The sequence below is a fragment of the Marinimicrobium sp. UBA4209 genome (assembly GCF_002381585.1).
In the GTDB taxonomy this organism is placed as follows: Bacteria; Pseudomonadota; Gammaproteobacteria; order Pseudomonadales; family Cellvibrionaceae; genus Marinimicrobium; species Marinimicrobium koreense.
Window position 1 is genome coordinate 6,874 of sequence record NZ_DFTP01000022.1, and the last position, 24,543, is coordinate 31,416.

The 24,543-nt window shown below is 59.8% G+C and carries 20 protein-coding genes and 2 pseudogenes; 7 read left to right on the top strand and 15 right to left on the bottom strand.

What is annotated here, in order from left to right; genetic code table 11:
- Window positions 1-169 (bottom strand): annotated as a pseudogene (locus B3187_RS17520) (NAD(P)H-quinone oxidoreductase); the annotation flags it as partial.
- A gap of 2 nt (window positions 170-171) precedes the next feature.
- Window positions 172-816 (bottom strand): pyridoxamine 5'-phosphate oxidase, encoded by a 645-nt coding sequence (gene pdxH / locus B3187_RS03750; RefSeq protein WP_024460564.1) that lies wholly within the window; start codon window positions 814-816, stop codon window positions 172-174.
- Between the two features lie 130 nt (window positions 817-946).
- Here pdxH and mobA point away from each other — a divergent pair, with 130 nt between their 5' ends.
- The 4 genes from mobA (at window position 947) to B3187_RS03770 (ending at window position 4,651) form a co-directional block, all read left to right on the top strand.
- A complete protein-coding gene (gene mobA / locus B3187_RS03755; RefSeq protein ID WP_286804637.1) occupies window positions 947-1,579 on the top strand; it encodes a molybdenum cofactor guanylyltransferase MobA in 633 nt (210 codons plus the stop codon).
- 335 nt (window positions 1,580-1,914) lie between these two features.
- Entirely contained in the window at window positions 1,915-3,399 is a 1,485-nt protein-coding gene (locus B3187_RS03760; RefSeq protein WP_286804639.1) for a SulP family inorganic anion transporter, read from the top strand.
- Window positions 3,400-3,413: 14 nt separating this feature from the next.
- Complete coding sequence (locus tag B3187_RS03765; protein WP_286804640.1) at window positions 3,414-4,268, top strand: universal stress protein; 855 nt, start codon at window positions 3,414-3,416, stop codon at window positions 4,266-4,268.
- Window positions 4,269-4,270: 2 nt separating this feature from the next.
- The gene (locus B3187_RS03770) at window positions 4,271-4,651 is read left to right on the top strand and encodes a VanZ family protein (RefSeq protein ID WP_286804641.1); all 381 of its coding nucleotides are present in this window, start codon (window positions 4,271-4,273) and stop codon (window positions 4,649-4,651) included.
- On the opposite strand, the gene B3187_RS03775 is transcribed toward B3187_RS03770, so the two are convergent.
- From B3187_RS03775 to B3187_RS03805, 7 genes are all read right to left on the bottom strand, one after another.
- Entirely contained in the window at window positions 4,637-5,518 is an 882-nt protein-coding gene (locus B3187_RS03775) for a CHASE domain-containing protein (protein WP_286804642.1), read from the bottom strand. The genes B3187_RS03770 and B3187_RS03775 overlap by 15 nt on opposite strands.
- A gap of 48 nt (window positions 5,519-5,566) precedes the next feature.
- Window positions 5,567-6,562, bottom strand: coding sequence for an alpha/beta hydrolase (locus B3187_RS03780; RefSeq protein ID WP_286804643.1), 996 nt, complete (start codon window positions 6,560-6,562; stop codon window positions 5,567-5,569).
- Between the two features lie 123 nt (window positions 6,563-6,685).
- Window positions 6,686-8,620 carry a dihydrolipoyllysine-residue acetyltransferase gene (gene aceF / locus B3187_RS03785; RefSeq protein ID WP_286804645.1) on the bottom strand — a complete coding sequence of 645 codons (1,935 nt, stop codon included), beginning with the start codon at window positions 8,618-8,620 and terminating at the stop codon, window positions 6,686-6,688.
- Between the two features lie 71 nt (window positions 8,621-8,691).
- Window positions 8,692-11,343: a pyruvate dehydrogenase (acetyl-transferring), homodimeric type gene (gene aceE, locus B3187_RS03790; RefSeq protein WP_286804646.1), complete on the bottom strand. Its 2,652-nt coding sequence runs from the start codon at window positions 11,341-11,343 to the stop codon at window positions 8,692-8,694.
- A gap of 205 nt (window positions 11,344-11,548) precedes the next feature.
- Complete coding sequence (locus B3187_RS03795; RefSeq protein WP_286804648.1) at window positions 11,549-14,377, bottom strand: insulinase family protein; 2,829 nt, start codon at window positions 14,375-14,377, stop codon at window positions 11,549-11,551.
- Between the two features lie 38 nt (window positions 14,378-14,415).
- Window positions 14,416-15,528, bottom strand: coding sequence for an AI-2E family transporter (locus tag B3187_RS03800; RefSeq protein WP_286804649.1), 1,113 nt, complete (start codon window positions 15,526-15,528; stop codon window positions 14,416-14,418).
- Window positions 15,529-15,566: 38 nt separating this feature from the next.
- Entirely contained in the window at window positions 15,567-15,815 is a 249-nt protein-coding gene (locus B3187_RS03805) for a sulfurtransferase TusA family protein (RefSeq protein WP_286804650.1), read from the bottom strand.
- Between the two features lie 155 nt (window positions 15,816-15,970).
- On the opposite strand from B3187_RS03805, the gene B3187_RS03810 reads away from it, so the two are divergent.
- Entirely contained in the window at window positions 15,971-17,413 is a 1,443-nt protein-coding gene (locus B3187_RS03810) for a M48 family metalloprotease (RefSeq protein ID WP_286804651.1), read from the top strand.
- A 16-nt stretch (window positions 17,414-17,429) separates the two neighbouring features.
- Here the strand turns inward: B3187_RS03810 and B3187_RS03815 are convergent, their stop codons facing one another.
- The 5 genes from B3187_RS03815 to B3187_RS03835 all read right to left on the bottom strand — a co-directional run bounded on the left by B3187_RS03815 (window position 17,430) and on the right by B3187_RS03835 (window position 22,666).
- Complete coding sequence (locus tag B3187_RS03815) at window positions 17,430-19,739, bottom strand: putative bifunctional diguanylate cyclase/phosphodiesterase (protein ID WP_286804652.1); 2,310 nt, start codon at window positions 19,737-19,739, stop codon at window positions 17,430-17,432.
- A gap of 9 nt (window positions 19,740-19,748) precedes the next feature.
- Window positions 19,749-20,762 carry a PAS domain-containing protein gene (locus B3187_RS03820; protein WP_286804653.1) on the bottom strand — a complete coding sequence of 338 codons (1,014 nt, stop codon included), beginning with the start codon at window positions 20,760-20,762 and terminating at the stop codon, window positions 19,749-19,751.
- Between the two features lie 125 nt (window positions 20,763-20,887).
- Window positions 20,888-21,115 (bottom strand): SlyX family protein, encoded by a 228-nt coding sequence (locus tag B3187_RS03825; RefSeq protein ID WP_286804654.1) that lies wholly within the window; start codon window positions 21,113-21,115, stop codon window positions 20,888-20,890.
- Window positions 21,112-22,290, bottom strand: a complete 1,179-nt coding sequence (locus tag B3187_RS03830) for a serine hydrolase domain-containing protein (RefSeq protein WP_286804655.1) — start codon at window positions 22,288-22,290, stop codon at window positions 21,112-21,114. The genes B3187_RS03825 and B3187_RS03830 overlap by 4 nt, the downstream gene beginning before the upstream one ends.
- Window positions 22,283-22,666, bottom strand: a complete 384-nt coding sequence (locus B3187_RS03835; protein ID WP_286804656.1) for a c-type cytochrome — start codon at window positions 22,664-22,666, stop codon at window positions 22,283-22,285. The genes B3187_RS03830 and B3187_RS03835 overlap by 8 nt, the downstream gene beginning before the upstream one ends.
- A gap of 98 nt (window positions 22,667-22,764) precedes the next feature.
- Between B3187_RS03835 and yciH the strand changes: the two genes are divergently transcribed.
- Together yciH and B3187_RS03845 are read left to right on the top strand one after the other, a co-directional pair.
- The gene (gene yciH / locus B3187_RS03840; RefSeq protein ID WP_286804657.1) at window positions 22,765-23,091 is read left to right on the top strand and encodes a stress response translation initiation inhibitor YciH; all 327 of its coding nucleotides are present in this window, start codon (window positions 22,765-22,767) and stop codon (window positions 23,089-23,091) included.
- A 453-nt stretch (window positions 23,092-23,544) separates the two neighbouring features.
- A complete protein-coding gene (locus tag B3187_RS03845; RefSeq protein ID WP_286804658.1) occupies window positions 23,545-24,081 on the top strand; it encodes an energy transducer TonB in 537 nt (178 codons plus the stop codon).
- Between the two features lie 75 nt (window positions 24,082-24,156).
- On the opposite strand, the pseudogene B3187_RS03850 reads toward B3187_RS03845, so the two are convergent.
- Window positions 24,157-24,543, bottom strand: a pseudogene (locus tag B3187_RS03850) (acetyl-CoA carboxylase carboxyl transferase subunit alpha); the annotation flags it as partial.

The following is a 24,543-nucleotide window of genomic DNA, read 5'->3' on the forward strand; positions in this document are numbered from 1 at the left end:
AGAGTCCCTGTCGTTGCAGTACGTCGGGGCGGTTTACCCCGGCGGCGGCGACTTGAATCAACACTTCATGAGCGCTGGGCTCGGGTACCGGGCCTTCGGTCAGGGCCAGTACGGAAGGCGCGCCGGCGGCACTGTGGTGGATGTAACGCATGGTGGCTTGACCCGCCATATTCAGGGCTCCAGCCGGTCGATGGTCCAGTTGCCGTCGGGCTGCAGGTTGTACTCGAACCGGTCATGCAGCCGGTGGGCGCCGCCCTGCCAGAATTCCATCTGCTGGGGACGAACCCGGTAGCCGCCCCAGAAGTCCGGCAGCGGGATGTCCTGGCCCTCAAAACGCTGTTCCAGTTCACGGAAGTGGGCCATCAGGGCTTCGCGGGACTCAACCGGGCGGCTCTGGTGGGACGCCCAGGCGGACAGCTGGCTCTCCCGGGGGCGGGAGTGGAAATAGCGCTCGGATTCCTCCGCCGACAGTGGTTCAGCGATACCGCAGACATCCACCTGGCGCTCAAGGGTGTGCCAGGGAAAGTGCAGGCTGACTTTGGGGTTGGCGGCCAGCTCGCGCCCCTTGCGGCTGGTGCGGTTGGTGTAGAACACGAAGCCGTCGGAATCCAGCCCTTTGAGCAGCACGATACGCTGGGAGGGCTGCCCGTCCGGGGAGGCGGAGGCGAGCACCATGGCCGTGGGGTCGGGAATCTCCGCCTTCACCGCCTGCTCCATCCAGACTTCAAACTGATCAATGGGGCTGGCGCTCAAATCTTCCAGGTTCAAACCACCGCGCAAGTACTCCCGGCGCAGACTCTGCAAATCAAGACCCATACTCAAGACTCCCGGTGAAAACCGACTCCGCCGATGCGGAACCGTTAAAAAAATCGACATGAAACAGTCGCGCGTTCAATCTCTTACCGCGTATAGTACTGGTAAAACCCGATACCGTTAACCAGAGATTATGAACGACAGACCCCCGATTCTGGGCATTATCCTCGCTGGAGGACTCGCCCGCCGCATGGGCGGCGGCGATAAGTGCCTGCTGCCGCTGGGCGGCCAGACCCTGCTCCAGCGGGCGATTGCCAAAGCCAGACCCCAGGTAACCGAGCTGCTGCTCAACGCCAATGGCAACCATCTGCGGTTTACCCGCAGCGGGCTGACGGTCCTGTCCGACGAGTATCCCAATTTTCCCGGCCCTCTGGCGGGCATTCACGCCGGTCTGCAGTGGCTGGAAAACCATCGCCCGGAGCAACAGTGGCTGGCCAGCTTTGCCAGCGACACGCCGTTTTTCCCGGACAATCTGGTCAGCGAATTGTACCGCCAGGCGCAGGAGACCGAAGCGTCTCTGGTCCTGGCCCGCTCCGGCGAGCAGACCCATCCGATCTTCGGGCTGTGGCACCGCTCCCTATTGCCGGCCATTCGTGAGGCGCTGCAATCGGACCAGACACCGCGACTGCAGGATTGGGCGCGGGAACAGAACGCCGAATCGGTGACCTTTGAGCAGACCGGCTACGACCCGTTTTTCAACATCAACCGCCCTCAGGATCTGTACGATGCCGAGGCGCTACTGCCTCTGACCGACCGCGCCCGCTAGCCCCTGTTACCCAGGCCCAGCCCGTGCAATACGGGCCCCTTTCCGGTATACTCCGCCGCCTTCAAACCAAGCCACCGGTCTCACGGCATGCGCGCCGTTCCAGTCTGGGTGCTGATGATAACGATACTCATCACCGGTCTCGCGACTTGGCAGTCGACCCCGGGCATTAAGCCCTGAAGGTTGGCCCACGGAAGTTCCCGTTGCCCGTCCAGTTCACTTGTAAACCGCCACCTATCGGCCGGTTTGCCAGCCGGTTTTCTCTTTTCAAAACCATCGGTGACGCCCACCCTATGCGGCCGTCCACGGTATTGACTTCGATCTGCTGGAAGATACTTATGCTCGCAAACATTCGACAGGATTGGTTCTCGAATTTCAAAGGCGACAGCCTCGCCGGCATTGTGGTGGCGCTGGCGCTGATTCCCGAAGCCATCGCCTTCTCCATCATTGCCGGGGTCGACCCCAAGGTCGGCCTGTACGCGTCTTTCTGTATCGCCGTGGTCACGGCGTTTGTCGGGGGCCGCCCGGGCATGATTTCCGCCGCCACCGGCGCCATGGCGCTGCTGATGGTCACGCTGGTGAAGGAGCATGGGCTGGAATACCTGCTCGCCGCCACCTTGTTGACCGGGGTTTTTCAGATTATTGCCGGGATTTTAAAACTGGGGGCGCTGATGCGGTTTGTCTCCCGCTCGGTGGTGACCGGGTTTGTAAATGCCCTGGCGATCCTGATTTTCCTGGCGCAGTTGCCGGAAATCACCGGGCAAAATGCCACCCTGCCGGTGTATATCATGCTTGCGGCGGGCCTCGGTATCATCTATCTGTTTCCGCTGCTGACCAAAGCTGTGCCGTCCCCGTTGGTGTGCATTATTGTCCTGACCGGTATCGCCATGTACCTCGGTATGGACATCCGCACCGTGGGCGATATGGGCGAGCTCCCGGACAGCCTGCCGGTATTTTTGTGGCCGGATGTTCCGCTGAACTTTGAAACCCTGCAGATCATTTTCCCGTACTCGATCACCTTGGCGGTGGTCGGTTTGCTGGAGTCCATGATGACCGCCACCATCGTGGATGATCTGACCGATACCCCGAGTAACAAAAATCGTGAGTGCATCGGCCAGGGTACCGCCAATATCGGCTCCGGACTGCTCGGTGGTATGGCCGGCTGCGCCATGATCGGTCAGTCGGTGATCAACGTGAAATCAGGTGGTCGCACCCGCCTCTCCACCCTGACCGCCGGGGTCGTGCTGCTGATTATGGTGGTGTTTCTGGACCAGTGGGTCGCGGCCATTCCCATGGCCGCTCTGGTAGCGGTGATGATCATGGTGTCGATTGGTACGTTCAGTTGGTCTTCGGTCAAAAACCTGAAAGACAACCCCAAGAGCTCCAGCATCGTCATGGTCAGTACCGTGGCTGTGGTGGTCGCCACCCACAACCTGGCGCTCGGCGTGTTGGTGGGCGTGCTGCTGAGCGCGCTGTTCTTCGCCCGCAAGGTGGGCGACATTCTGTACATCGGCTCCAGCCTCTCGGACGACGGCGAGCATCGCACCTACCATGTGGTCGGCCAGGTATTCTTCACCTCCGCTGAGCAGTTTATTGACGGGTTCGATTTCAAAGAGGCGGTTGAAAAGGTTACCATCGATCTGCACCGCGCCCACTTCTGGGACATTACGGCGATCAGTTCCCTCGATAAAGTGGTACTGAAGTTCCGCCGCGAAGGGACCGATGTGGAGTTGATTGGCCTGAACGAAGCCAGTGCCACACTGGTGGACCGATTTGCCGTGCACGACAAGCCGGACGCTGTTGAACGCCTGATGGGCCACTAACCGAGAGAAAGAGTATGCACAACAAAGTGATTGCCTGTATCGATGACTCTCAGTACGCCGAATCCGTCTGTGATTACGCGGCCTGGTCCGCCCAGCGAATGGACGCGCCGCTGAGCCTGGTGCACGTGCTGGACGAGCCCACTCAGGGCAAGAAACAGAACCTGAGTGGCAGCATCGGCTTTGGCTCTCAGGAGGCCTTGCTGGAAGAACTCGCCAGCCTGGACGAGCAGCGCTCCAAAGTGGCCATGGAACACGGCCGACTGATGCTCAAGGCTGCCCGTGAACGGGTGGAGCAGAAAGGTGTGAACGAGGTGGAAACCCGCCAGCGTCACGGCGAGCTGGTCAGTGCTCTGGCCGAGCTGGAAACCGAAACCCGGATGCTGGTGGTGGGCAAGCGCGGTGCGGACACCGCCTCGGCCCACGGGCATATCGGTAGTCATCTGGAACAGATCATCCGCACCCTGCACCGGCCGATTCTCATTGCCCAGCAAAGTTTTGAGCCGCCCAAGGCGATCATGTTTGCCTTTGACGGCAGCGCCACCACCCGTAAGGGCGTGGACATGGTAGCCGCCAGCCCATTGTTCAAAGGCATTCCGATTCACCTGGTCACGGTCGGTGCGGACGTGGACAGCAACCGCGAACAGCTGGACTGGGCCAAGAACAAACTGACCGAGGCCGGTTTCGAAACCCAGGCCACCATCATTGCCGGTGACCCGGAAACCGTTCTGGAAGAGTATCAGCACACCCACAATATCGATCTGCTGATCATGGGCGCCTACGGCCATTCGCGTATTCGCCAACTGATCGTGGGCAGCACCACCACTCACATGATCAGCAAAACCCGCATCTCACTGATGGTGCTGCGCTGAGTATGAGCGTACCCGAGTGGTGGCGCCCGCTGTGCCGGTGGCAGTTCGTTCTGCTGCTGGCGATCTTCACCTATTTTGGGCTCACCACCGCCTCCGGCCCCCATATTCCGCAATACAACGACAAGCTGATGCACTTTCTCGGCTATGGCGTTGCCGGCTGGTCAATCACCGTGGCCCTACCGGGCTGGCCGGTGTGGCAGCGTCTTCTGGTGTTGGTGGTGTACTCGACGGGTATTGAAGTGATCCAGCATTTTTTGCCGCCGCGCACCTTCAGCCTCGGCGATATTCTGGCCAATGTCAGCGGCGCCCTTTTGGGTATTGGCTCGGCCGAGCTGGCCCGCCGGCTCGCTCCCAACCTGAGCCGCGCCTTACTCGAACGCTGATTCCTGACCTCGGGCCCCCTGGGTCAGTCGCTGGCGTCGATGCAGCAAGGCCGAATAGGTGCCCAACCCGGTTACCAATGCCAACACCCAACCAAATATCCGCAACACGAAAATCGGTAGCCAGTGCGCATCCTGAGAGCGGGTCTGCACCGCGAACTCCCAGCCACGTTCAGAGCCCAGGCGCACCACATCCTCGCCCTCAAACAGCGCCTCGTCGCCCCACAGGGACACGGAATTCCCCGGGCGGTTGACCTGCACCGCAAACCGATGGCGACTGTCCCGGTCCATCACCCCGAACATGGCGTCCAGCAAGGGCTCGGCATCAATCACCGTGGACAGCAACCCCCAATAGGCGTCGTCCACATAAATGGGATCACGGTAGATGAAAGCCTCACCGCCCTGAATCAGTTTCACGCCCTCGGACAGCACCGGCTGGCGCTGCTCCACCGCCCTTTTGACGTCCGGCCACTGGGTTTCGAGTTCGCGGTAATCCAGGCCGATGGCCGCCTGATTGCCTTCGGTGGGATAGACATAGCTCAACTGGTAGTCCACGGCCACACCGAAATTCCGGATGACCGGGCTGGTCTGGTAGGCCACCCGCAGAATATTGAGAATCTCTTCACGCTCCAGGGAGTCGTGGCGCACGGAAAAGTAACTGCTCAGACCACGGGTGAGATAAAGCACATTGTTCAGCTCGCGCTCGGCATTGGCGCGCAGGTCGGCGGCGAAGGTCACGGCTTGAAAGCGCTGATCGCTGTACAGCTTCCCCTTGTAAGCGAAGATCACCCCTTCCACCACGCCGATGACCAATAGAAACACCAGTGCAGGCACAATCAGGGGGGACCGTTTTCCGGACGATGGACTCAAACCGGAATTACCTCCATTTCAAAAACGACGCAAAAACCATCATACGCTTCACTCTGGCGAGGTACCAGTGCCGCCCCAGATCCCGCGAAGGAAGGCGGACACTTCATCCGCTGTGGGTTGCAACCAGGGGTCAAACAGCCAGAACGTATGCGGCGTATTGTCAAAGCGCTGAACATGGTAGCGGACCCCCAGCGGTTCCATCTTGGCGATCATTTCATCGCGCCCCACACCAAATCGTTCCCGGGCACTGTTCAGAAACAGAATCGGCGGCATATCGGCGTGGACATAGTAAGTGGGCGAGCCTTTATGCCAGAGTTCAGTTTGCTCCGCGTAGCGCCCGCCGAACCAGGAACCGGCGGACGACGGGTTCTTGCTCGGATCATCTTCGTAGTGACGCGCTTCCTCCGAGGTGAAGTCAGACAGACCATCAATATTCAGAATCGCCTGCACATCGCTGGATGCCGGGCTGTGTGCCCGCTGCGGGTCAAAGTACGGGTCGCCTGCGGTAATACCGGTCAGGCTGGCAATCTGCCCACCGGCGGAGGTACCACCCACGGCAATCTGGTCCGGGTTAACACCATAGGCCTCGGCATGCTCGCGTAACCACCGAATCGCCGCTTTGACATCGTGAATGGCGGCGGGAAAGCGCGCCTCGGGCGCCAGCCGATAACTGATATTGGCCACCACAAACCCTCGCTCCGCCAAGGCGTTGGCCAGGGGCGTCAGGTTTTCCCGGTAACCCGAACGCCAACCGCCCCCGTGCACCAGAACCACCGCCGGACGAAAGCTCCCCGCCTCTGGCCGATGCAGATCCAGTTGCAGCGCCCGCCGACCGTATTGCACATAAGTCAGGTCCCGCTCGACGCGTACTCCTTCGGGCGTATCGAGACTGGCGATTTCAATGTGCGGGAACTGCTTTACTTCCTTATGATAGGTATTTTCCGCCGTATAGGTGTTTTCAAACGGCACCGGAGGTTCGGTGATGACGGATCGGGCGCAGCCGAATAAAAACAGGAGGGCGAATAACCAGGCGAATTGTTTCATGGTGTTCTCTCATTGGTTTTATCATTTTGAATGGTTGATTTGGCACTGCATGGGTGCCGATAGTGACACAAAAAAGGCCAGCAAACGCTGGCCTTTTTTGTGACTGCAACACTTCACTTACGCTTAGAGCAACAGGCGACGCACGTCCGCCAGGGCTCCGGCCAGGAAAGTGAAGAAGCGACCGGCATCGGCACCGTTGATGGCGCGATGATCGTAGGACAGACAGATTGGCAGCATATTGCGCGGCACAAACTCTGTGCCATTCCACACCGGCTTGATCTGGGCGCGAGACACACCCAGGATGCCGACTTCCGGGGCATTCACAATCGGCGTAAAGCCGCTGCCACCCATGGCGCCCAGGCTGGAGATGGTAAAGCAACCGCCCTGCATTTCTGCAGCCGTCAGCTTGCCATCGCGCGCCTTCTTGGCCATGGCATTGATCTCTTCGGTCAACTGCCACAAGCCTTTCTTGTTGACGTCACGGATGACCGGCACAACCAGACCGTTCGGGGTGTCCACCGCGATACCGATGTGAACGTATTTTTTCTGAACAATATGTTCGCCATCGTGATGCAGAGACACGTTGAAGCTCGGCTCGGCCTCAAGCGCCGCTGCACAGGCTTTGAGCAGGAACGGCAGCGGCGTGAGCTTGGTGCCACGCTTTTCCGCCTCGGCTTTCAGGCCTTTACGGAAGTCTTCCATATCGGTGATATCGGCATCGTCCCACTGGGTAACGTGGGGGATGTTCAGCCAGTTGCGGGTCATGTTGTCCGCAGTGAGCTTTTTGATCTTGCTCATCTTCACTTCTTCGACTTCACCGAACTTGCTGAAGTCGATCTGCGGAATACGCGGAATGGCACCGCCACCGGCGGCCGGTGCAGCACCGGACTGAGACGCCGTGACAATGTTTTTCACATAGCTGCGCACATCGTCTTTGGTGATGCGACCGCGAGGACCGGAACCTTTCACCTTGGCCAGATCCACACCCAACTGGCGACCCAGTCGACGCACGGCGGGACCGGCGTAGACATCACCACTGTTGATGACTTCGGCGCTGGCACCGGTGGCGGTGGCCGGAGAAGACGGCTCGGCTTTAGGCGCCGGCTCGCTCTTGGCGGGCGCTTCGCTTTTGGCCGAAGCGGACGGTGCCGGCGCGGCACTGCCTTCGGCTTCAATGACACCGATCAGGTCGCCCTGGGATACCTTGTCGCCCTCTTTCAAGGCAATGCTCTTGATCTTGCCGGAGGCGGGAGCGGGAATTTCCATCGACGCCTTGTCGGTTTCCAGCACGATGAGGGTGTCGCCTTCGGACACTTCATCGCCGGCCTTGACGCTGACTTCGATCACTTCCACGCCTTCCGCACCGCCGATATCCGGCACCGGCATGTCCTGCTCACCGCCGCCCTGAGGCGCGGCCGGAGCGGCATTTTCCGAACCGGACTGGCTCACCGGCTCGCTCTGCGCGGGGGCTTCGCCACCGGCGGTTTTCATCTTACCGATGACATCGCCTTCAGACACTTTGTCGCCTTCTTTCAACGCGATGCTGCTGATGGTGCCGCTGGCCGGAGCCGGGATTTCCATGGAGGCTTTGTCGGTTTCCAGCACGATCAATGAATCCCCTTCGGAGACCTCGTCACCGGCTTTGACGCACACCTCAATGACTTCCACACCCTCGGAGCCGCCAATATCCGGTACCGGGATATCCATTTCACTGCCACCGGAGGCCTTGGGGGCCTCTTGCGATGCCTTGGACTCTGCGGCGTTGTCCGAAGCGGAAGATTCAGCGCTCTCGGCCTGGCTATCGTCACCGGCGCCCTCGCCTTCCAGTTCCAGCTCGAGAATGGCGGAACCTTCCGAGACCTTGTCGCCCTCTTTGACGGAGATGGCGGTCACCTTACCCGCCTTGGGGCAAGGGATGTCCATGGACGCTTTGTCCGTTTCCAGCACAACCAGCGTGTCTTCAGCGGCGACGGTATCCCCCACCGAGACGCTGATCTCAATCACTTCTACATCTTCGGAGCCGCCGATATCGGGGACTTTGATGGTTTCTGTGGCCACAGTAACTCCTCACATATTCTTGGTGTTCGACCCAAAACCCCGGGGACTCAGCCCCGGGGCGTACCGATTCGTTAAACGGTCAGAGGGTCGGCCTTGTCCGGATCAATACCAAACTGCTTGATGGCCTTGCTGACCACCTCGGGCTTCACTTTGCCCTGATCCGCCAGGGACTTGAGCGCGGCAATCACAACGAAGTTGCGATCCACTTCAAAGAAGTGACGCAGTTTCTCACGGCTGTCACTGCGACCGAAGCCGTCGGTACCCAGTACATAGTAGTCGCCCGGCACGTAGGGACGCAGTTGTTCCGAGTAGTTCTTCATGTAGTCGGTCGCGATGATGAACGGACCGTCCTGCCCTTCCAGTTGCTCGGTCAGGTACGCCTTACGGGGCTTCTCACCGGGGTGCAGCAGGTTCCAGCGAGCGGCGCGCTGACCGTCGCGGGTCAGTTCGTTCACGCTGGTGACACTCCACACGTCGGCTTCCACACTGAAGTCGTTGCGCAGAATCTCGGCGGCTTCACGCACTTCATTCAGAATGGTACCGGAGCCCATGAGCTGGACGCGGTTTTTCTTCTTGCTGGTGCCTTTTTCGAGCTGATAGATACCCTTGATGATGCCTTCTTCGGCGCCCTTGGGCATATCCGGATGAACGTAGTTCTCGTTCATCAGGGTAATGTAGTAGTAGCAGTTTTCCTTTTCCTGATACATACGCTTCAGGCCATCCTGCACGATCACCGCGACCTCGTAGGAGTAGGTCGGGTCATAGGTGCGGCAGTTCGGGATGGTGTTGGCCAGAATGTGGCTGTGGCCATCCTGGTGCTGCAGGCCTTCGCCGTTCAGGGTGGTGCGACCGGCGGTACCGCCGAGCAGGAAACCACGTGCCTGGGCATCACCGGCCAACCAGGCCAGATCACCGACGCGCTGGAAGCCAAACATCGAGTAGTAGATGTAGAACGGCAGCAGCGGCTTGTGGTTGTTGCTGTAGGAAGTCGCGGCCGCAATCCACGCGGACATGGCACCGGCTTCGTTGATACCTTCCTCGAGGATCTGACCTTTCTGATCCTCTTTGTAGTACATGATCTGACCGGCATCCTGCGGCGTGTACTTCTGGCCTTCGGCCGAGTAAATGCCGATCTGGCGGAACATGCCTTCCATACCAAAGGTACGGGCTTCGTCCGGCACAATCGGTACGACCTGATTGCCCACCTTCTTGTCTTTGATTAGCGTGTTGAGCACGCGAACAAAAGCCATGGTGGTGGAAATGGTGCGGTCACCGGTGCCTTCGAGCTGCTTGCTGAAGGCGTCCAGGCCCGGGATTTCCAGGGCTTCGAAATCCGCTTTACGAGCCGGCAGATAACCGTTGAGCTGCTTGCGACGCTCGTGCAGGTACTGCATTTCCGCGCTGTCTTCCGGCGGACGGTAGTACGGGATTTTTTCCAGATCCTTGTCTTCGATCGGGATGTTGAAACGGTCACGGAAGGTCTTGAGCGCATCGATGTCGAGCTTCTTGACCTGGTGCGCATTGTTGACCGCTTCACCGGTCGGGCCCATGCCATAACCTTTTACGGTCTGGGCCAGAATGACGGTGGGCTGGCCTTTGGTGTTCACCGCGTTGTGGTACGCATTGTACACCTTGTGCGCATCGTGACCGCCACGGGCCAGGTGCAGGATTTCGTCGTCGGTCATGTCTTTGACCAACTCCAGCAGCTCGGGGTATTTGCCGAAGAAATGCTCACGGGTGTAAGCGCCACCGTTGGCCTTGTAGTTCTGCATTTCGCCGTCGAGCACTTCGTCCATACGCTTCTGCAGCAGACCGGTTTTGTCTTTCTCCAGCAGCTTGTCCCAGGCACCGCCCCAAAGCACTTTTACCACGTTCCAACCGGCACCGCGGAACACGCCTTCGAGCTCCTGAACCACCTTGCCGTTACCGCGCACCGGACCGTCCAGGCGCTGCAGGTTACAGTTGATGACAAAAATCAGGTTGTCGAGCTTCTCGCGGCCCGCCAGAGAAATGGCACCCAAAGATTCCGGCTCATCACACTCACCGTCACCCAAGAAAGCCCAGATCTTGCGATCGCCCTTTTCAATCAGGCCGCGCTGATCCAGGTAACGCATCACGTGCGCCTGGTAAATCGAGTTGATCGGACCGAGACCCATGGAAACGGTCGGGAACTGCCAGTAATCCGGCATCAACCAGGGGTGCGGATAAGAGGACAGGCCCTTGCCATCGACTTCGCGACGGAAGTTGTCCAGTTGCTCTTCGGTCAGGCGACCTTCGAGGAAGGAGCGGGCGTACATACCCGGAGAGCTGTGGCCCTGGAAGTACACCAGATCGCCCGGCTTGCCGCCTTCGCTGCCGCGCCAAAAATGGTTGAAGCCGACTTCGTACAGGGTTGCAGCTGAGGAGAAGGAGGCAATGTGGCCACCCAACTCGTCGGCACTCTTGTTCGCCCGAACCACCATGGCAATGGCGTTCCAGCGAATAATGGAGCGAATCTTGCGCTCGATGTAGGCATCGCCGGGGCTCTGCACTTCTTTCGAAACCGGAATGGTGTTGCGATAAGGGGTGGTGATCGCCGAGGGCTGATCAATACCGTGGTCTACCGCATTTTCTGACAGTTGCTTCAGAAGGAAAGTGGCCCGTTCTTTGCCTGCGTGGCGAACAACTGACTCAAGGGCATCCAGCCATTCTCTCGTTTCGAGGGCATCGATATCTTCTTGCATTAAATTCTCCTCAGCCGTGCACGCATTGGCACATCTAATCGTTGCGTTCAATCAATAGGAAATTGAAAACAGGTGTCTCTGCACCGCCATAGAGCCCTTGTGTGGGATGTTATATAGGGTTATGGCCAGTATTGGTAGAGCCGAAAAATCAGCGAATTCTTACATATTCACGCCTTTTTTACCAGTCCGCCGCCGCGCTGCGGCCTCAGGGGTAACTCAGGGCCTCAAGGGCCTTCTGGTAATCGGGTATGGCGTCGATTGGGCTGGCCTCCGGAGCCTCTTCAGACCGATCCGTCACCAGCCACAGACGCCGGGCGGGGTCGGCAAACACCTGGCGGTAATAGGCCTGCAAGGATTCAGCCGTGACGGCCTCCACCGCCTGGGCCAGGCGTTCGCGCCGATCAAAGCGGGTATCCCCCATCATCAGGTCTTCCCAGTACCGGCCAGACTGCTGGTACAGGGTCTTGGCCGGCTCGCGCAACTCGCGGACCAGCGCCGCCTTCTGTTCCGCCAACCCCTCTTTTAAGTGGCTTTCAGCGCCAGCCAGGAAGCCATCCATTTCCCGCCAGAGGCGGTCACTGTCAACCGATGGCGACTGGACGACCAGCACGGTGCCCTCCTGATCTTTAAGCGGTAAGGCAAATACCGTCGCCACATAGCCCAACTGCTTCTCGGTGCGCAGCTCATGAAAAAATGCCGGTTGCAGCAACCGTCGGGCCAGTTGCATATGGGCCACATCATTCAGCTTAGTGGAGAGCCCCTGAACGTACAGCATGGTGACACTGTCGTTATGCTCCAGAGGCCGCTCATACACCCAGGGGCCCTGGGATTTCAGGCGGAACACCCGGGCCGGCGCCAGATCCAGGCGCGTCAGATCGCCGAGCAATTGATGCTCAAGGTACGCCGCCAGGCGCACCGCCTCCTGACGATACAAATTGCCGTACAGCAACACTTCCAGCTCAGCGTCTTTTAGCACCGAGTCGGCAAACTGGTGGATGGCCTTGAGGTCAATCCCCTCAAGCACCTGGAGCTTGTCCCGTCCCAGCGAATAGGGCTCAAAATGCAGGCGCGGCACCTGCCTGGCGATCACGCCGTAGGGAGTATCGAGCGCTTCGTTGCGCCAGCGCCTCTCCACCTTGCGCTTAAGGTCATCAAAGCGGTCCTGTGCAAACCGCCCCTTGCGCAACGCCTCAACAATACGGGTCAACAGGAGATTCTGGCGACTGCTGTAACCAAAGATTTCGATATCCAGGCCCCGAGTGTTGGGGCGCAAGGAAAAATCCAGTCCGGCCAGTTGGGCCGGATAGGCAAATTCATTGAGCTGGTCCCGCACCAGCTCGGATAACAGCTCGGCTTTGGCCGCGCCTTCAACGCCGGCCGCCACCTGGGGTAGCTTGAGCCGAAGGCGCATGCTCGTTTTGGGCACCTCAAACTTCTGATCCCATTGATACCAGACCTTGATTCTCGACTTATCGACCACCGCCTCGGGGAGACGGGGCGTAGCCTCGTCCGAGGCACCCGGCCCGGGCAGCAGCGGCGCCTCCTTGACGGCCAGTCGACTGGGGATAAAGTCATTGGGCTTGGGCAACACCAGCTGTTTCTGGATTCGGGCCTTGATTTCGGGCTGCTCCACCGCCTGCTCTTGGACCTGGTAAGGCGTCTGGTAATACGGAGAGCGGCTCTCCCCCTCCACCTTGGGAGCGACCAGGGACACCAGCACATTCCCACTATTCAGGTATCCAAGGTACTTCTTGATCAGTTTGGCGTCATACCCCGCATACCGGTAATCACCCCACAGCACGTTTTCCGGTTCGTAGAGATGCAGTCGGTAGGCGAGCCCACGGACCGTGTCCATCGGAGCGCTGACCTCCCGAAAACGGAAGTCGATGTTCGCCATCTGCTGGAGCTCTTCGTATCGCCAGGCGTCCAGACCCCGAGCCTCAATCTGCTCAATGGAGTGAAACACCAGGGCCACAATCTGATCGGCGGCCCGAACTCCGAGCTCGGTCAACTGAATGGACACCTGGAACATGGCATCGTACCGGTCCCGGTGTCGGGTGCCGGCACTCAGGCCTTCCGCCCAACCCAGCTCCTTGAGCAGCGACAGCAGGCTGCCCTCCCCTTCGTGCCCCAACAGGTGGCCGATGTAGTGCAGCGGCTTATGGGCCTCGCTATCGGCGTTGACCGGAAGAGGAAATAGAAGGGACAGGCGGCGAATGTCTTTTTCGGGCTGAATGGACACCCGCACAGGCAGTTGATCTTTCCCGAACAGCGGAGGGTAGGCCCCGGGCAGGGAAACCTCCCGGGTTGGAATCGCTTTGAACCGTTCCGTCACCTGTTTCTGCAGCTCATCGAGACTGCCCCGCCCCAGGACCACCAGCGACATCAGGTCCGATGAGTAGTAGCGCTGGTAAAAGTCGATCAGGTCTTTGCGCAGGGGGCGCTCTTCGGTATCCGCCAGGGTCGTGAGATTCCCGACCCCGAAGCGGGACGCCGGATGAGCCGGATTCATCAGTGCCTGATAGACATCCTGTATGCGACGGGCGTCATCGTTCAGGCGGGCCTTGTATTCCGACTCGACCGCGAACCGCTCCCGGTCGACGTACTCGGGATTGAAAAGCGGCGCAATAAAAAACTGCGCAAAGCGATCCAGGGCTGGCTCAAGGTACTCGGGGTCGATATCAAAATAATAATTGGTGTGCTCGCTCGCGGTATAGGCGTTGTGGCTGCCGCCGTGACGACTGATAAACGCGGGATAGGCATCCGGCTCCGGATATTTTTCCGTCCCCAGGAAGAGCATGTGCTCGAGAAAGTGCGCCAGGCCCTCGCGCCCCAGAGGATTCTGATGATGGCCCACATGAACATCCAGAGAAGCCGCGGCTTTTTCCGCCTGCGGATCCGAAATCAGAAGGACTTTCAGCCCGTTTTCCAGCGTCAGGTACCGATAATCCCGGTGATCGATATCCCCTTTTACGGGCGTCACGGCCTGGGCCGAGGCCGCCAGCATCACGGTGGTTACCAACAGGGAAGCCACGACAAGGCTCCAACGGCGAAGAGGGACGGCTGCGTGCATTATGCCTCGCTTTGTTCGGTGTCATGTAAAGCCTGTCCCTGCCGTTCCTGATTGTGCGCCTCCTTGACGCCGATTGGCCAGGCATAAAGGATTGCCTTGACCAGCGTAGCCAGGGGGATCGCAAAAAACACACCCCAGAATCCCCACAAGCCACCGAAAACCAGTACGGCCAGAATGATGGCCACCGGATGTAAATTGACCGCTTCGGAAAACAGCAATGGCACAAGCACGTTACCGTCCAGTGCCTGCAGGATGCCGTACGCAACCAACAGGTACACGAACTCCGGGCCCCAGCCCCACTGAAAGAATCCCACCAGGGCCACCGGTATGGTAGCGACCGCTGCCCCGATATAAGGCACCAGCACCGACAATCCGACCGCGATCGCGAGCAACGCGCTGTAGTTCAGGCCAAACAGGACAAAGACTACGTAGGCGGTCGCGCCGACGATGACAATCTCGATGGCTTTACCCCTGACGTAGTTGGCAATCTGCTGATTCATCTCCTGCCATATTTTGCTCATCAGCGGTCGCTTCTCCGGCAGAAAACCCGCAAACCAACGCATGATGGACTGACTGTCCTTAAGGAAGAAATACACCAGAATGGGTACCAGAACGAAGTAGACGAGTACTGTGGCCAGCACCGGCAGGTTGGATACGGAAAAGCTGACAATGTACTGTCCCACATAACCCAGTTCAGAGCTGGTAATGGACATCATCTGCTCCACCTGCGCCTCACTGATCAGGCTCGGGTAGCGCTCGGGCAAGAGCAGCATCAGCTCCTGCCACTCCCGGAGCATCCTCGGCAATTCGGCAAAAAAGCGGGTGGACTGCTGCCAGATAACCGGCAACAGCCCCAGCATGATGGCCGCCACGCTGGCCATCAGCACCATGAACGTGATCAGCACCGCCAGCCAGTGCGGGACCCTCAGGGATTTCAGCCGGACCACCATGCCCTGCATCAAAAACGCGATGATCAGGCTGGCAATCATGGGCGCCAGCACGGCCCCCAGGGTCAGAATGACCACCAGGCCCACCGCCAGCAACACCAGCAGCAGTACTGCCTCCTCATCGGAGAAGTAGCGATCGATCCAGCGGCGAATAATTTTCAGCATAAGTGTCCGTTTTGACCTGTAGCCACGCGTAAGGCGGGTCAGGATTTTACCAGAATGTAGATATAGAGGCCGTCGGGGGATTCTTCCCGCTCCAGCCCGTGACCCGCGAGGGTGGCGAACGTCTGAAAGTCCCGAACCGAACCGCTGTCCGTGGCCAGGATCCGCACCGCCTCACCCGGCGCGAGATCGCGCAGCGCCTGCTTTGCCTTGAGCAGCGGCAGAGGGCAGCGCAGCCCCTGGGCATCCACCTCCAGCACGACCGGTGCAGATCCTTCCCGAGCGGTCATGGGTGCCCCCCGCTTTTCGGTAACGGCTGAACCGAGTCGGGCGTCCGTGGTCTCAGGAGCAACGCCAGTGCGGAAGCGCGGCCTGCCTCTGGCGCCTCAGGTGCGGCCAAGGCTACACTGTGCGCAACAGGAAGAACACCGGAGTCTGAATCGACGTGAAACATGTTGTCACCCTTGTCTTGAGTCTGATGCTGCTGTCAGGTGCCGCCAACGCGAACCGGGAGCTGCAATTGCCGGTGCTGGGCGATACCAGTTCGGCAATCAGCTCGCCCTATCAGGAGCAGCAACTGGGCCGGGAAGTGCTGCGATTGTACCGCAGTCGGATGCCGACGTCCTCCGATTACCAGGTCGTCCAGTACCTGGAGGATTTGCTCAATCAGCTTGCAGTGCACAGTGAACTGGAAGACCCCAGCCTGCAACTGGTGGTAATTGAAAATCCCAACATCAACGCCTTCGCGGCCCCGGGGGGCATTATCGGGGTGAATACCGGTTTGCTCAACTACGCTGAAAACGAGCACCAACTGGCCTCGGTGCTGGCCCACGAACTGGCGCACCTGAGCCAACGCCACTACGCCCGGCGCCTGCAACAACAGCAACAGATGAGCGTCCCTTACTATGCCGCCCTGCTGGGCAGCCTGATCCTGGCCGCCACTTCCGGCTCCGACGCGGGCATTGCCGCCATGATGAGTACCCAGGCCGCCGCGCTGGATGCCCAACTGCGCTTCAGCCGGCAATTTGAACAGGAAGCCGACCGCCTGGGGATGCAGACCATGGCCCGGGCCGGACTGGACCCCAACGCCGCCAGCGATATCTTTGAAATCATGCTGCGGGCCACCCGCTATACCGAACGCCCCCCCGAGTTTCTGCTGACCCACCCGGTCACCGAGCGGCGGATTGCCGATACCCGAAATCGCGCCATGAACCTGCCCCGGACGAAGCCAGCGGTCAATCTGGAATACCACCTGATGAGGGCCCGTACCCGGGTGGAACACGAGCAATCAGCGCAACGGGCAGTACAACTATTTCAGAACGAGCTGGACGCCAAGCGCGAACCCCTGGCCGCCAGCCGGTATGGCCTGGCGCTGGCGCAGATCCGGGCCGGACAGTTTGACGCCGCCGAGGCCACTATGGCGCCGTTGCTCGAGGAAGACGCCGACCGACTGACGTACCAATTGCTGGCGGCGGAGCTCGACACCGAGCGGAGCAACCATGAGCCGGCCCTGGAGCGCCTGAGTGCTCTTTATCAGACGCAACCGGACCACTATGCAGTGACCATGAATTATGCGCTGGCGCTGATGAAAGCCAACCAATTCGAACAGAGTACCCGATTGCTCAATCGGTTCTCTCGTCAGCGCCGGGACGATCCGGCCGTGTGGTATTGGCTGGCAGAAGTGAGCGGCCTGGCCGGTGATATTCAGCAGGTCCATGAAGCCCGCGCCGAATATTTCATTCAGGTGGGCGCCTACAGCCAGGCCCTGCAGCAACTGCAGAATGCCCTCAAACGCACGGATGACAACAGCACCCATACGCGGATTCTGTTAAGAGAGCGCATCAAGCAGGTCGAGGAAATGCAGCGCACAGCGGCGCGAATTCTGTAACGCGGCGGGACTGTTATCAGCCGCGTCGGGCGGCGCAGGGCCGCTCGACCCACCGGGAGTCCGTCAGCCAGGTTTCCAGCGCCGCTTGCGGCATGGGCCGGCCAATGTGATAGCCCTGGGCGAGATCACAATCCAGGGCCTGCAGCCGGCGCAGCAGCGCCTCGGACTCCACCCCTTCGGCCACCACGTTCAACCCCAGGTTATGGGCCAGATGAATCGTCGATTTGACGATGATTTCATCCTGCTCGTCGTCGAGCATCTGCCGGACAAATGAGAAGTCGATTTTAAGCGTCTGCACGGGCAGACGTTTCAGATACGCGAGGGATGAATAACCGGTTCCGAAATCGTCGATGCTCAGACAGATCCCCAGCTCATGCAGACGCTCGAGATTGGTCATCGCCCGGCGCGGATCGGTCATGATCGAGCTTTCGGTAATTTCCAGCTCGAGGGCCCAGTGCGGTAACCCGTACTCCTCAAGCAGCAACTCCACCTGTCGAGGCAGAGTGTCGTCCATCAGGTTCCGCGCGGACAGGTTGACCGCCACGCTCAGCGGGAATCCCGCGCTGTGCCATTCACAGCAGGTGGCTATGCTCTGCTTTAACACCCAGTGGGTCAGCGGGTGAATCAGGTTGGTGGCTTCGGCGATGGGGATAAAGTCCGCCGGTGAAATCATGCCCAGTGTCGGATGCTGCCAGCGCAATAGCGCCTCCAGGCCGTAACAGCGCTGACCGTGCAGTTCGATTTTGGGCTGAAAATGCAGGCACAGCTGATCTTCCCGAATGGCCCGCCCGAGTTCGTTGATCAATGACAGTCGCTGAGGAGAGTGCGGGTCTTTTTCACCGTCATACAGGGCCACACCGGTCATTTCCGACTTGGCGCAGTACATGGCAACATCCGCATAGCGCATCAGGGTACTGACATCGCTGGCCTGATCGGGACTCATCGAAATGCCGATACTGGCGCTGATTTCTGCGGTGTAGCCTTCAATAACAAACTCGTTGCGCAGCGCATCCAGTACCCGATGTCCCAACACCAATGCCTGTCGGTGGTGGCGAATATCCGGCAGAAAAATCGCAAACTCATCACCGCCCAGGCGGGCAACCAACCCCTCCGTGTCGGCCATTTCGCTACTCAGCCTCGGCCCAATCTGGCTCAGTAACTGGTCGCCGACGGAGTGACCGAGGGTATCGTTGATTTCCTTGAAGCGATCCAGATCAATCAACAAAAGGGCCGCCTTACGCCCATCCGACTGTTTCAACCAACGCTCCATCTCCCGGTACAGACGGGTGCGATTGGGCAGCCGGGTCAAGGCATCGTGGGTGGCCTGATACTCGAGTTTCTCTTCGTACCGTTTGCGCGCGGTGATGTCTTTACTGGTTCCCCAGACGCGACACAGCGACCCGTTTTCGACTTCACCGACACAGGAAATCTGGAAGTGGATCTCGCCCCGGCCGCGCGGATCACTTCGGGCAATTTCATAGTCGATCAGTTGATAGCCGTTGCCAATGAATTGTTGGACATCGAAGCGATACCGACTGGAGCCGGTTTCCCGCAAACCGCTACCCAACAGTGACTCGACCGAGGGCGCCCCCATGATCTGCGCCAGAACCCGGTTGCCTTCCGCCAGACGGGCACTGCGGACAATCGCGGCCTCCTGTTCATCCGGTGTCAGATCCGTGGGCACCGGTGGCGTCATATCGTAACGCCAGATGGCCTCGGAGCTGTTGGCGATGAAAGCCCGATAGCGTGCCTCGCTCTGGGCCAGCGCCCGTTCGCGCAGAACACTGTCGGTAATGTCGTTGACTACCAACAGTACCCCGTTGACGTAGCCCTGATTGTTTTTGGTCGGAATCTTGTCGACCGAAAACCAGTGACGCGACCCGTCCCGCTGCGCACTTTCAACGGAATTCAACTGGGCATCACCGGTGCGGACCACCTGCATCAACTCTCGCTGACGCTCTTCCGGGCTGTCCCACTGAGGGGCGACTTCGAGAAAACTTTTGCCCACCTGCAACGCTGATCCGAGCAGGCCTCTGGCAAGCTCATTGAAATCCTTCACCAATCCCCAGCGATCGAAATAGCCGATCCCGGCACGCATGGAGTCCAGCAACAGCCTCAGCTCCTGCTGCTGACTCTGCAAGCTGCGCTCAATGGCTTTCTGACGGGTGATGTCGGTCATGATCTGACCGATTCCCCGCTGGGCTCCGTCGGGCCCCTCGATTGGGAAACGAACACAGACAAAGGTGTACTGGCGACCGTCCTTCCCCGGCAGAACTTCTTCGACCTCCGCCGGCAGAGCGCCGGCCAGCAGTGCCTGCTCCTGCACCCGTCGCTGCTACGCAATCGGGGAGGGAAACAGGTCATCGTCGGTCTGCCCGCACAGATCGTCGGCATCCCGGCCAAACCAGCGGGCAAAGCTGTCGTTAACCAGCAGGTACTTGCCGTCCAGTGATTTGATCGACACCAGGTTGTGCGAGTTGTTGATCAGGCTGTAGAGCAGCTGATCCCGGTGTAACAGCTCCTGGTGAGCACTGCGCTCGCCGCTGCGGTCCTGACACTGAATCAGCACCCGGGTCACGTCACCGTAGCGGTCCCGCATGGGCAGAAAACTCACCCTGAGCGGAACCTCCTGCTCGGTAAACAACTCATTGCGGTGCACATTGGCCAGAGGGTAATCCAGGTCGAAACACTGAATTTCGCCTTGCTGAAACACACGTCGCACCCGGCTCAACAGATCCGGGCGCGCCTGCAGCACCCGGTCACGCAATACCCGGTAGCGACCGATTCCGGCGGTACTCTGGCGAGGAGTGAGCTGCAGCAGAACTTCCAGGGCGTGATTGCATTCGAGCATTACCCCGTCCGGATCGGTGACAAAACTGGCAATCGGACTTTCGGCAAACAGGCGGGAGAGCAGGCTTTGAACATACTCGGGACCGGGGTTGGCCAGCCAATGCTGACTGCTGACCACCGCCCCCACATAGTGATGAGCCCCCGAGTCGGTCCGGCATCGGCGCCCCATAAAGCGCAGCCGGGGCTGGCTGGCCAGGCCGGCCAGACAGACCTCACAGGAGGCGGGCCCATCGCCCTGGCGATGGGCGGAAAACGTCTGCTGAAACAGGTATTGATCCGCCGGAGGCATAAGCGCCAGTAACTGGGTCTCATCGGCGATCTCGCCCAGCTCCGGAACCCAGCGATATATCGTGTCGGACAGCATCAGCGTCCGGTCATTCAACGAGAGCTCCCAGAGTGCAATATCCGACGCACTGAGCGCCGACCCCACCAGATCAGGATCGGAGAGCGAGCCGGTTAGCGGAGCGGCATTGGACTGACCGGAGTATCCCTGCGGCATGTTCTGAAGGTCGACTCTTTACTCGAAATGATAATGGGTGACCCAAGTGTAGACGAAAAACACCCGCTGAATGAGCGCTCAAGGCAACGCCTATCGTCAAAAACCACCATACATCCGAAAAGTCGTCAGTAATGCGGCGGGCGCTCGTCGGCCGGACTGCCGCCCTCCTCCCCCGGAGACTGCTCCACCGCATCTCTCAAGTCCCGGTACTTGTCGGCCAGCGCCCGCAGTTGCTGTTCCAGACGATCTATCTGTTCGGTCTGGCGCGCCACCACATCGTTGAGGTCGGTCAGTGTCTGCTCCTGAAACGCCAGGCGTGATTGCAGATCTTCCAAGGTATCAGAGTCACTCATGGCGCTTCTCCCAGGCAGTCATAGAGGGCATTGATCAGGCGTTGTGGGCGGGGGTCGATAAGCAGGCTCTGCCCCATCCGCCCGGTGACATAGCCGAAACCAATGCCGTAGTCCGGATCGGCAAAACCGAGGCAGCCCCCCGCTCCCGGGTGACCAAAACCGCCTCGGCCCCGCCCAAAGCGGCAGTCAGCGCGCTTCTGGGACAACATGAAACCGTGCCCGAACCGCAGCGGCAAACCGAGTACGCGGTCTTGCTCGAAGGTCAGCTCGTCGCCACACAGTGCGAGCTGCTTTTCCGAGAGCAGGCGCACACCGCCCAGATCGCCCCGATTGGCCAGTGCGCCATACAGAGCCGCCAGGTCGCGCGCGCTGCTGTGGCCATTGGCGGCGGGTATCTCGGCCTGGCGCCACTGCTCGGTATTGGCGGCGGTCAGGAGGGTCATGGGGTTGCTGAAGGCTTTGTTGGTGACACCGCGAGGGTCGGCCTTCATGATTTTCCCCAGCGACTGGCTGTCCGCTCCGTTACTGGCGCCACCGAGCGCCTTTTTCAGCGGCCGGGCCTGCGCCAGCGACACCTCACCCCGGGCGCCGAAGCCCAGTCCGAGCCCGAGGGGCTGGGTAATACGATCCGCGACCCAATCATTGAAGCGCTCCGCCCCGGTAATGCGACGCACCAGCTCGCCCAGTGCCCAGCCGAACAGAAACGGGGAGTAGCCCTGGGCCGTACCGGGGGACCACCAGGGCTCGGCCCGCTCGATACGCTCAACCATGGCATCCCAGTCGAAGATGTCATCCTCCGCGACCCGGTCCTGAAGCGCGGACAGGCCCGACCGGTGACTCAGCAGATCCCTGACCCGGATGCCACTTTTGCCCTGTTGGGCGAACTCGGGCCAATAGTGAGCCACTGGTTTTTCCAGATCCAGCTGCCGGGCATCCACCAGCTGCAGTATGGATAGCGCCACTATCCCCTTACTGGCGGAAAACAGATTGACCTGGGTATCCTCCTGCCAGGAGTGCCCCGGCGAGGCCTCCCCCGCCCAGAGGCTCACCAGCGGCTCACCGGCACGATACACCGCCAGTGCCGCCGCCTCTTCACCGGCCTCGGCCATATTCTCCTGAAAGGCGTTTACCAGTGGCAGCCAGCGATCCGTCCAGCGTCCCTGAACCTCACTCATCACCGGCTCCCGGCAGACTGGCGAAGTAGTGGCTCAGGGAATCGATCGCCTCATCGCTAAGGTTACGTGCCACTGAGCCCATCATGGGGTTATCCCGTTCGCCGCTGCGAAAGGCATGTAACTGCTGCTCCAGGTACTCTTGCGGCAAACCGGCAATCGAGGGGTAAGAGGCCACTCTGGAGACCCCTTCGGGCCCGTGACAGCCGACGCACATACGTGCCACCCGTTTACCCTCGGCAATACGCTGCTCCTCGGGACTGAGTGATGCCTGGGCGCTGCCACCCGATTCGCTATCACTGCAGGCCATCAATGCCCAGCCGGCACTCATTAGCAACGCCCCTTTCAACAGTCGCCACGGCAGATTGTTCGATGTCACTGGTATCCCCTTGTCGATAGGCTTTGGTCGAAAATCGGGAGGGATTCTATCATTGAGGTTGGTATCATGGGGGTTTTGTCCCTGGGGAGGTTGTTTCGATGAGCAAGAACAGTCGTCTGGTGTATTCGACGGAAGTGGGTCGCATCAAGCCGCAAGCCGAGGAGCCGGAGGCACCCCCCGCAGGCGATGGCATTGTGCGTTTGCACCGCGAGACCAAGGGCCGCGGCGGTAAGGCGGTGACTCTGATCAAGGGGATTCCGCTGGCCGGCGCGGAATTGAAGGCGCTGGCGAAGGAGCTGAAGAAGCTCTGCGGTGTGGGCGGCACGATCAAGGACGGTGAGGTGACGATTCAGGGTGATGTCCGGGAAAAGCTGAAGCCGGCACTTGAGAAGAAAGGATTTACGGTGAAGATTGCTGGGGGGTGAATGTTGCCCTCACGTTGGAAGTCGGGGGACTCCGCATTACAGTGCTGCGGAAGGGTAAGCCCCTTTGAGACACGCTGTGAATACATCCCTGTACGCTCTGCACCGGCCATCCAGGCCGGTGACGGTCTCAAAGGGGCTCACCCTTCCTCCGCCAGGAGTAGCCGAACGTTGGCTGGAGGTAGTGAGTAGGTCGGATTAGCACAGCGTAATCCGACATGGGCTCTCCTCAAGCAGTGGTTTTTCGCCAAGCAATGTCGGATTACACGCTTCGCGCTAATCCGACCTACTCACTAGCAAGTCGATACAGGCGAGAGTCAGCTATCTCCCGGAGATATCCACCCGCAGCACTCCGCTACAACGTCCCTGGCAAACAGGCAACACCTGGCGCTATTTTTGCAGTAATCCGAGACAAACCTTCATAACGTCAAGTTTTTGTCTTCGAGGACTCAAACCGTGGATAGCGCGATCTTTATCGAACTGCTGGATACCTCCCTCAAAGTCGCCCTGGGGGCACTCATCGCCGGGGTGGCCGGATGGTGGGTCATGCGGCGCAACGCCATTGTCGGCTCCCGCTCCCCCCAGGAAAACCGCAAACTCAGCCTGCTGGAAGACGTGTCCGGACAAGTCGGGCGGGTTACCCACACCTTCGCCAAATACTCGTCACTGGCCGCCGAATCCATCCAGTTTGGCAAACGCTGGCCCAAAGAGCGCCGCGCCGAGCTGGAACAGATCAGCGCCGAGTTGGTGAACGAGTTCAAAGGGCTGGCGGATGCCGAGGCCAAGCTGCTCATGCTCGGTGAAAACAACCTCGAGCGCAGCCTGCGCCTGTACGGCAGTCAGATTGCCCAGTTCCGCAAGCAGGTGTATGCCGGGCGGGAGGATATCAGCCTGGAGCAGATTGCTGCGTTCAAAAAAGAGGTAGCGCGCACCCGGGAGAAGTTCTATGAGCTGCTGAGTCGCAAGTACGATCGGCTGCTGGCGAACGCCTAGGTTACAACCACCACACATAAAAAAACCGCTCACAACGGAGCGGTTTTTTCATAGTCACACCAATCCAGTTCAGGATCAGGGATTGCCGTAACTCATCAGGCGCTGGTAGCGACGCTCGAGCAAATCGTCGATGGGCTCGTTGCTCAGACGATCCAGCTGCGCACTCAAGCGCTCCTTGAGCTTGCTCGCCATGGCGTCGATATCCCGGTGGGCGCCGCCCAAGGGTTCCGGAATGGTTTCATCCACAATGCCCAACTCCTCCAGCACGGTGGAGGTCACACCCATGGCCTCGGCGGCCTGGGGCGCCTTGGCCACGGTTTTCCAGATGATGTTGGCACAGCCTTCCGGCGAGATCACAAAATAGGTGGAGTACTGCAGCATGTTGAGCTGATCGCCCACGCCAATGGCCAGGGCGCCACCGGAGGAGCCCTCACCAATCACGGTGCAGATGATCGGCGTGCG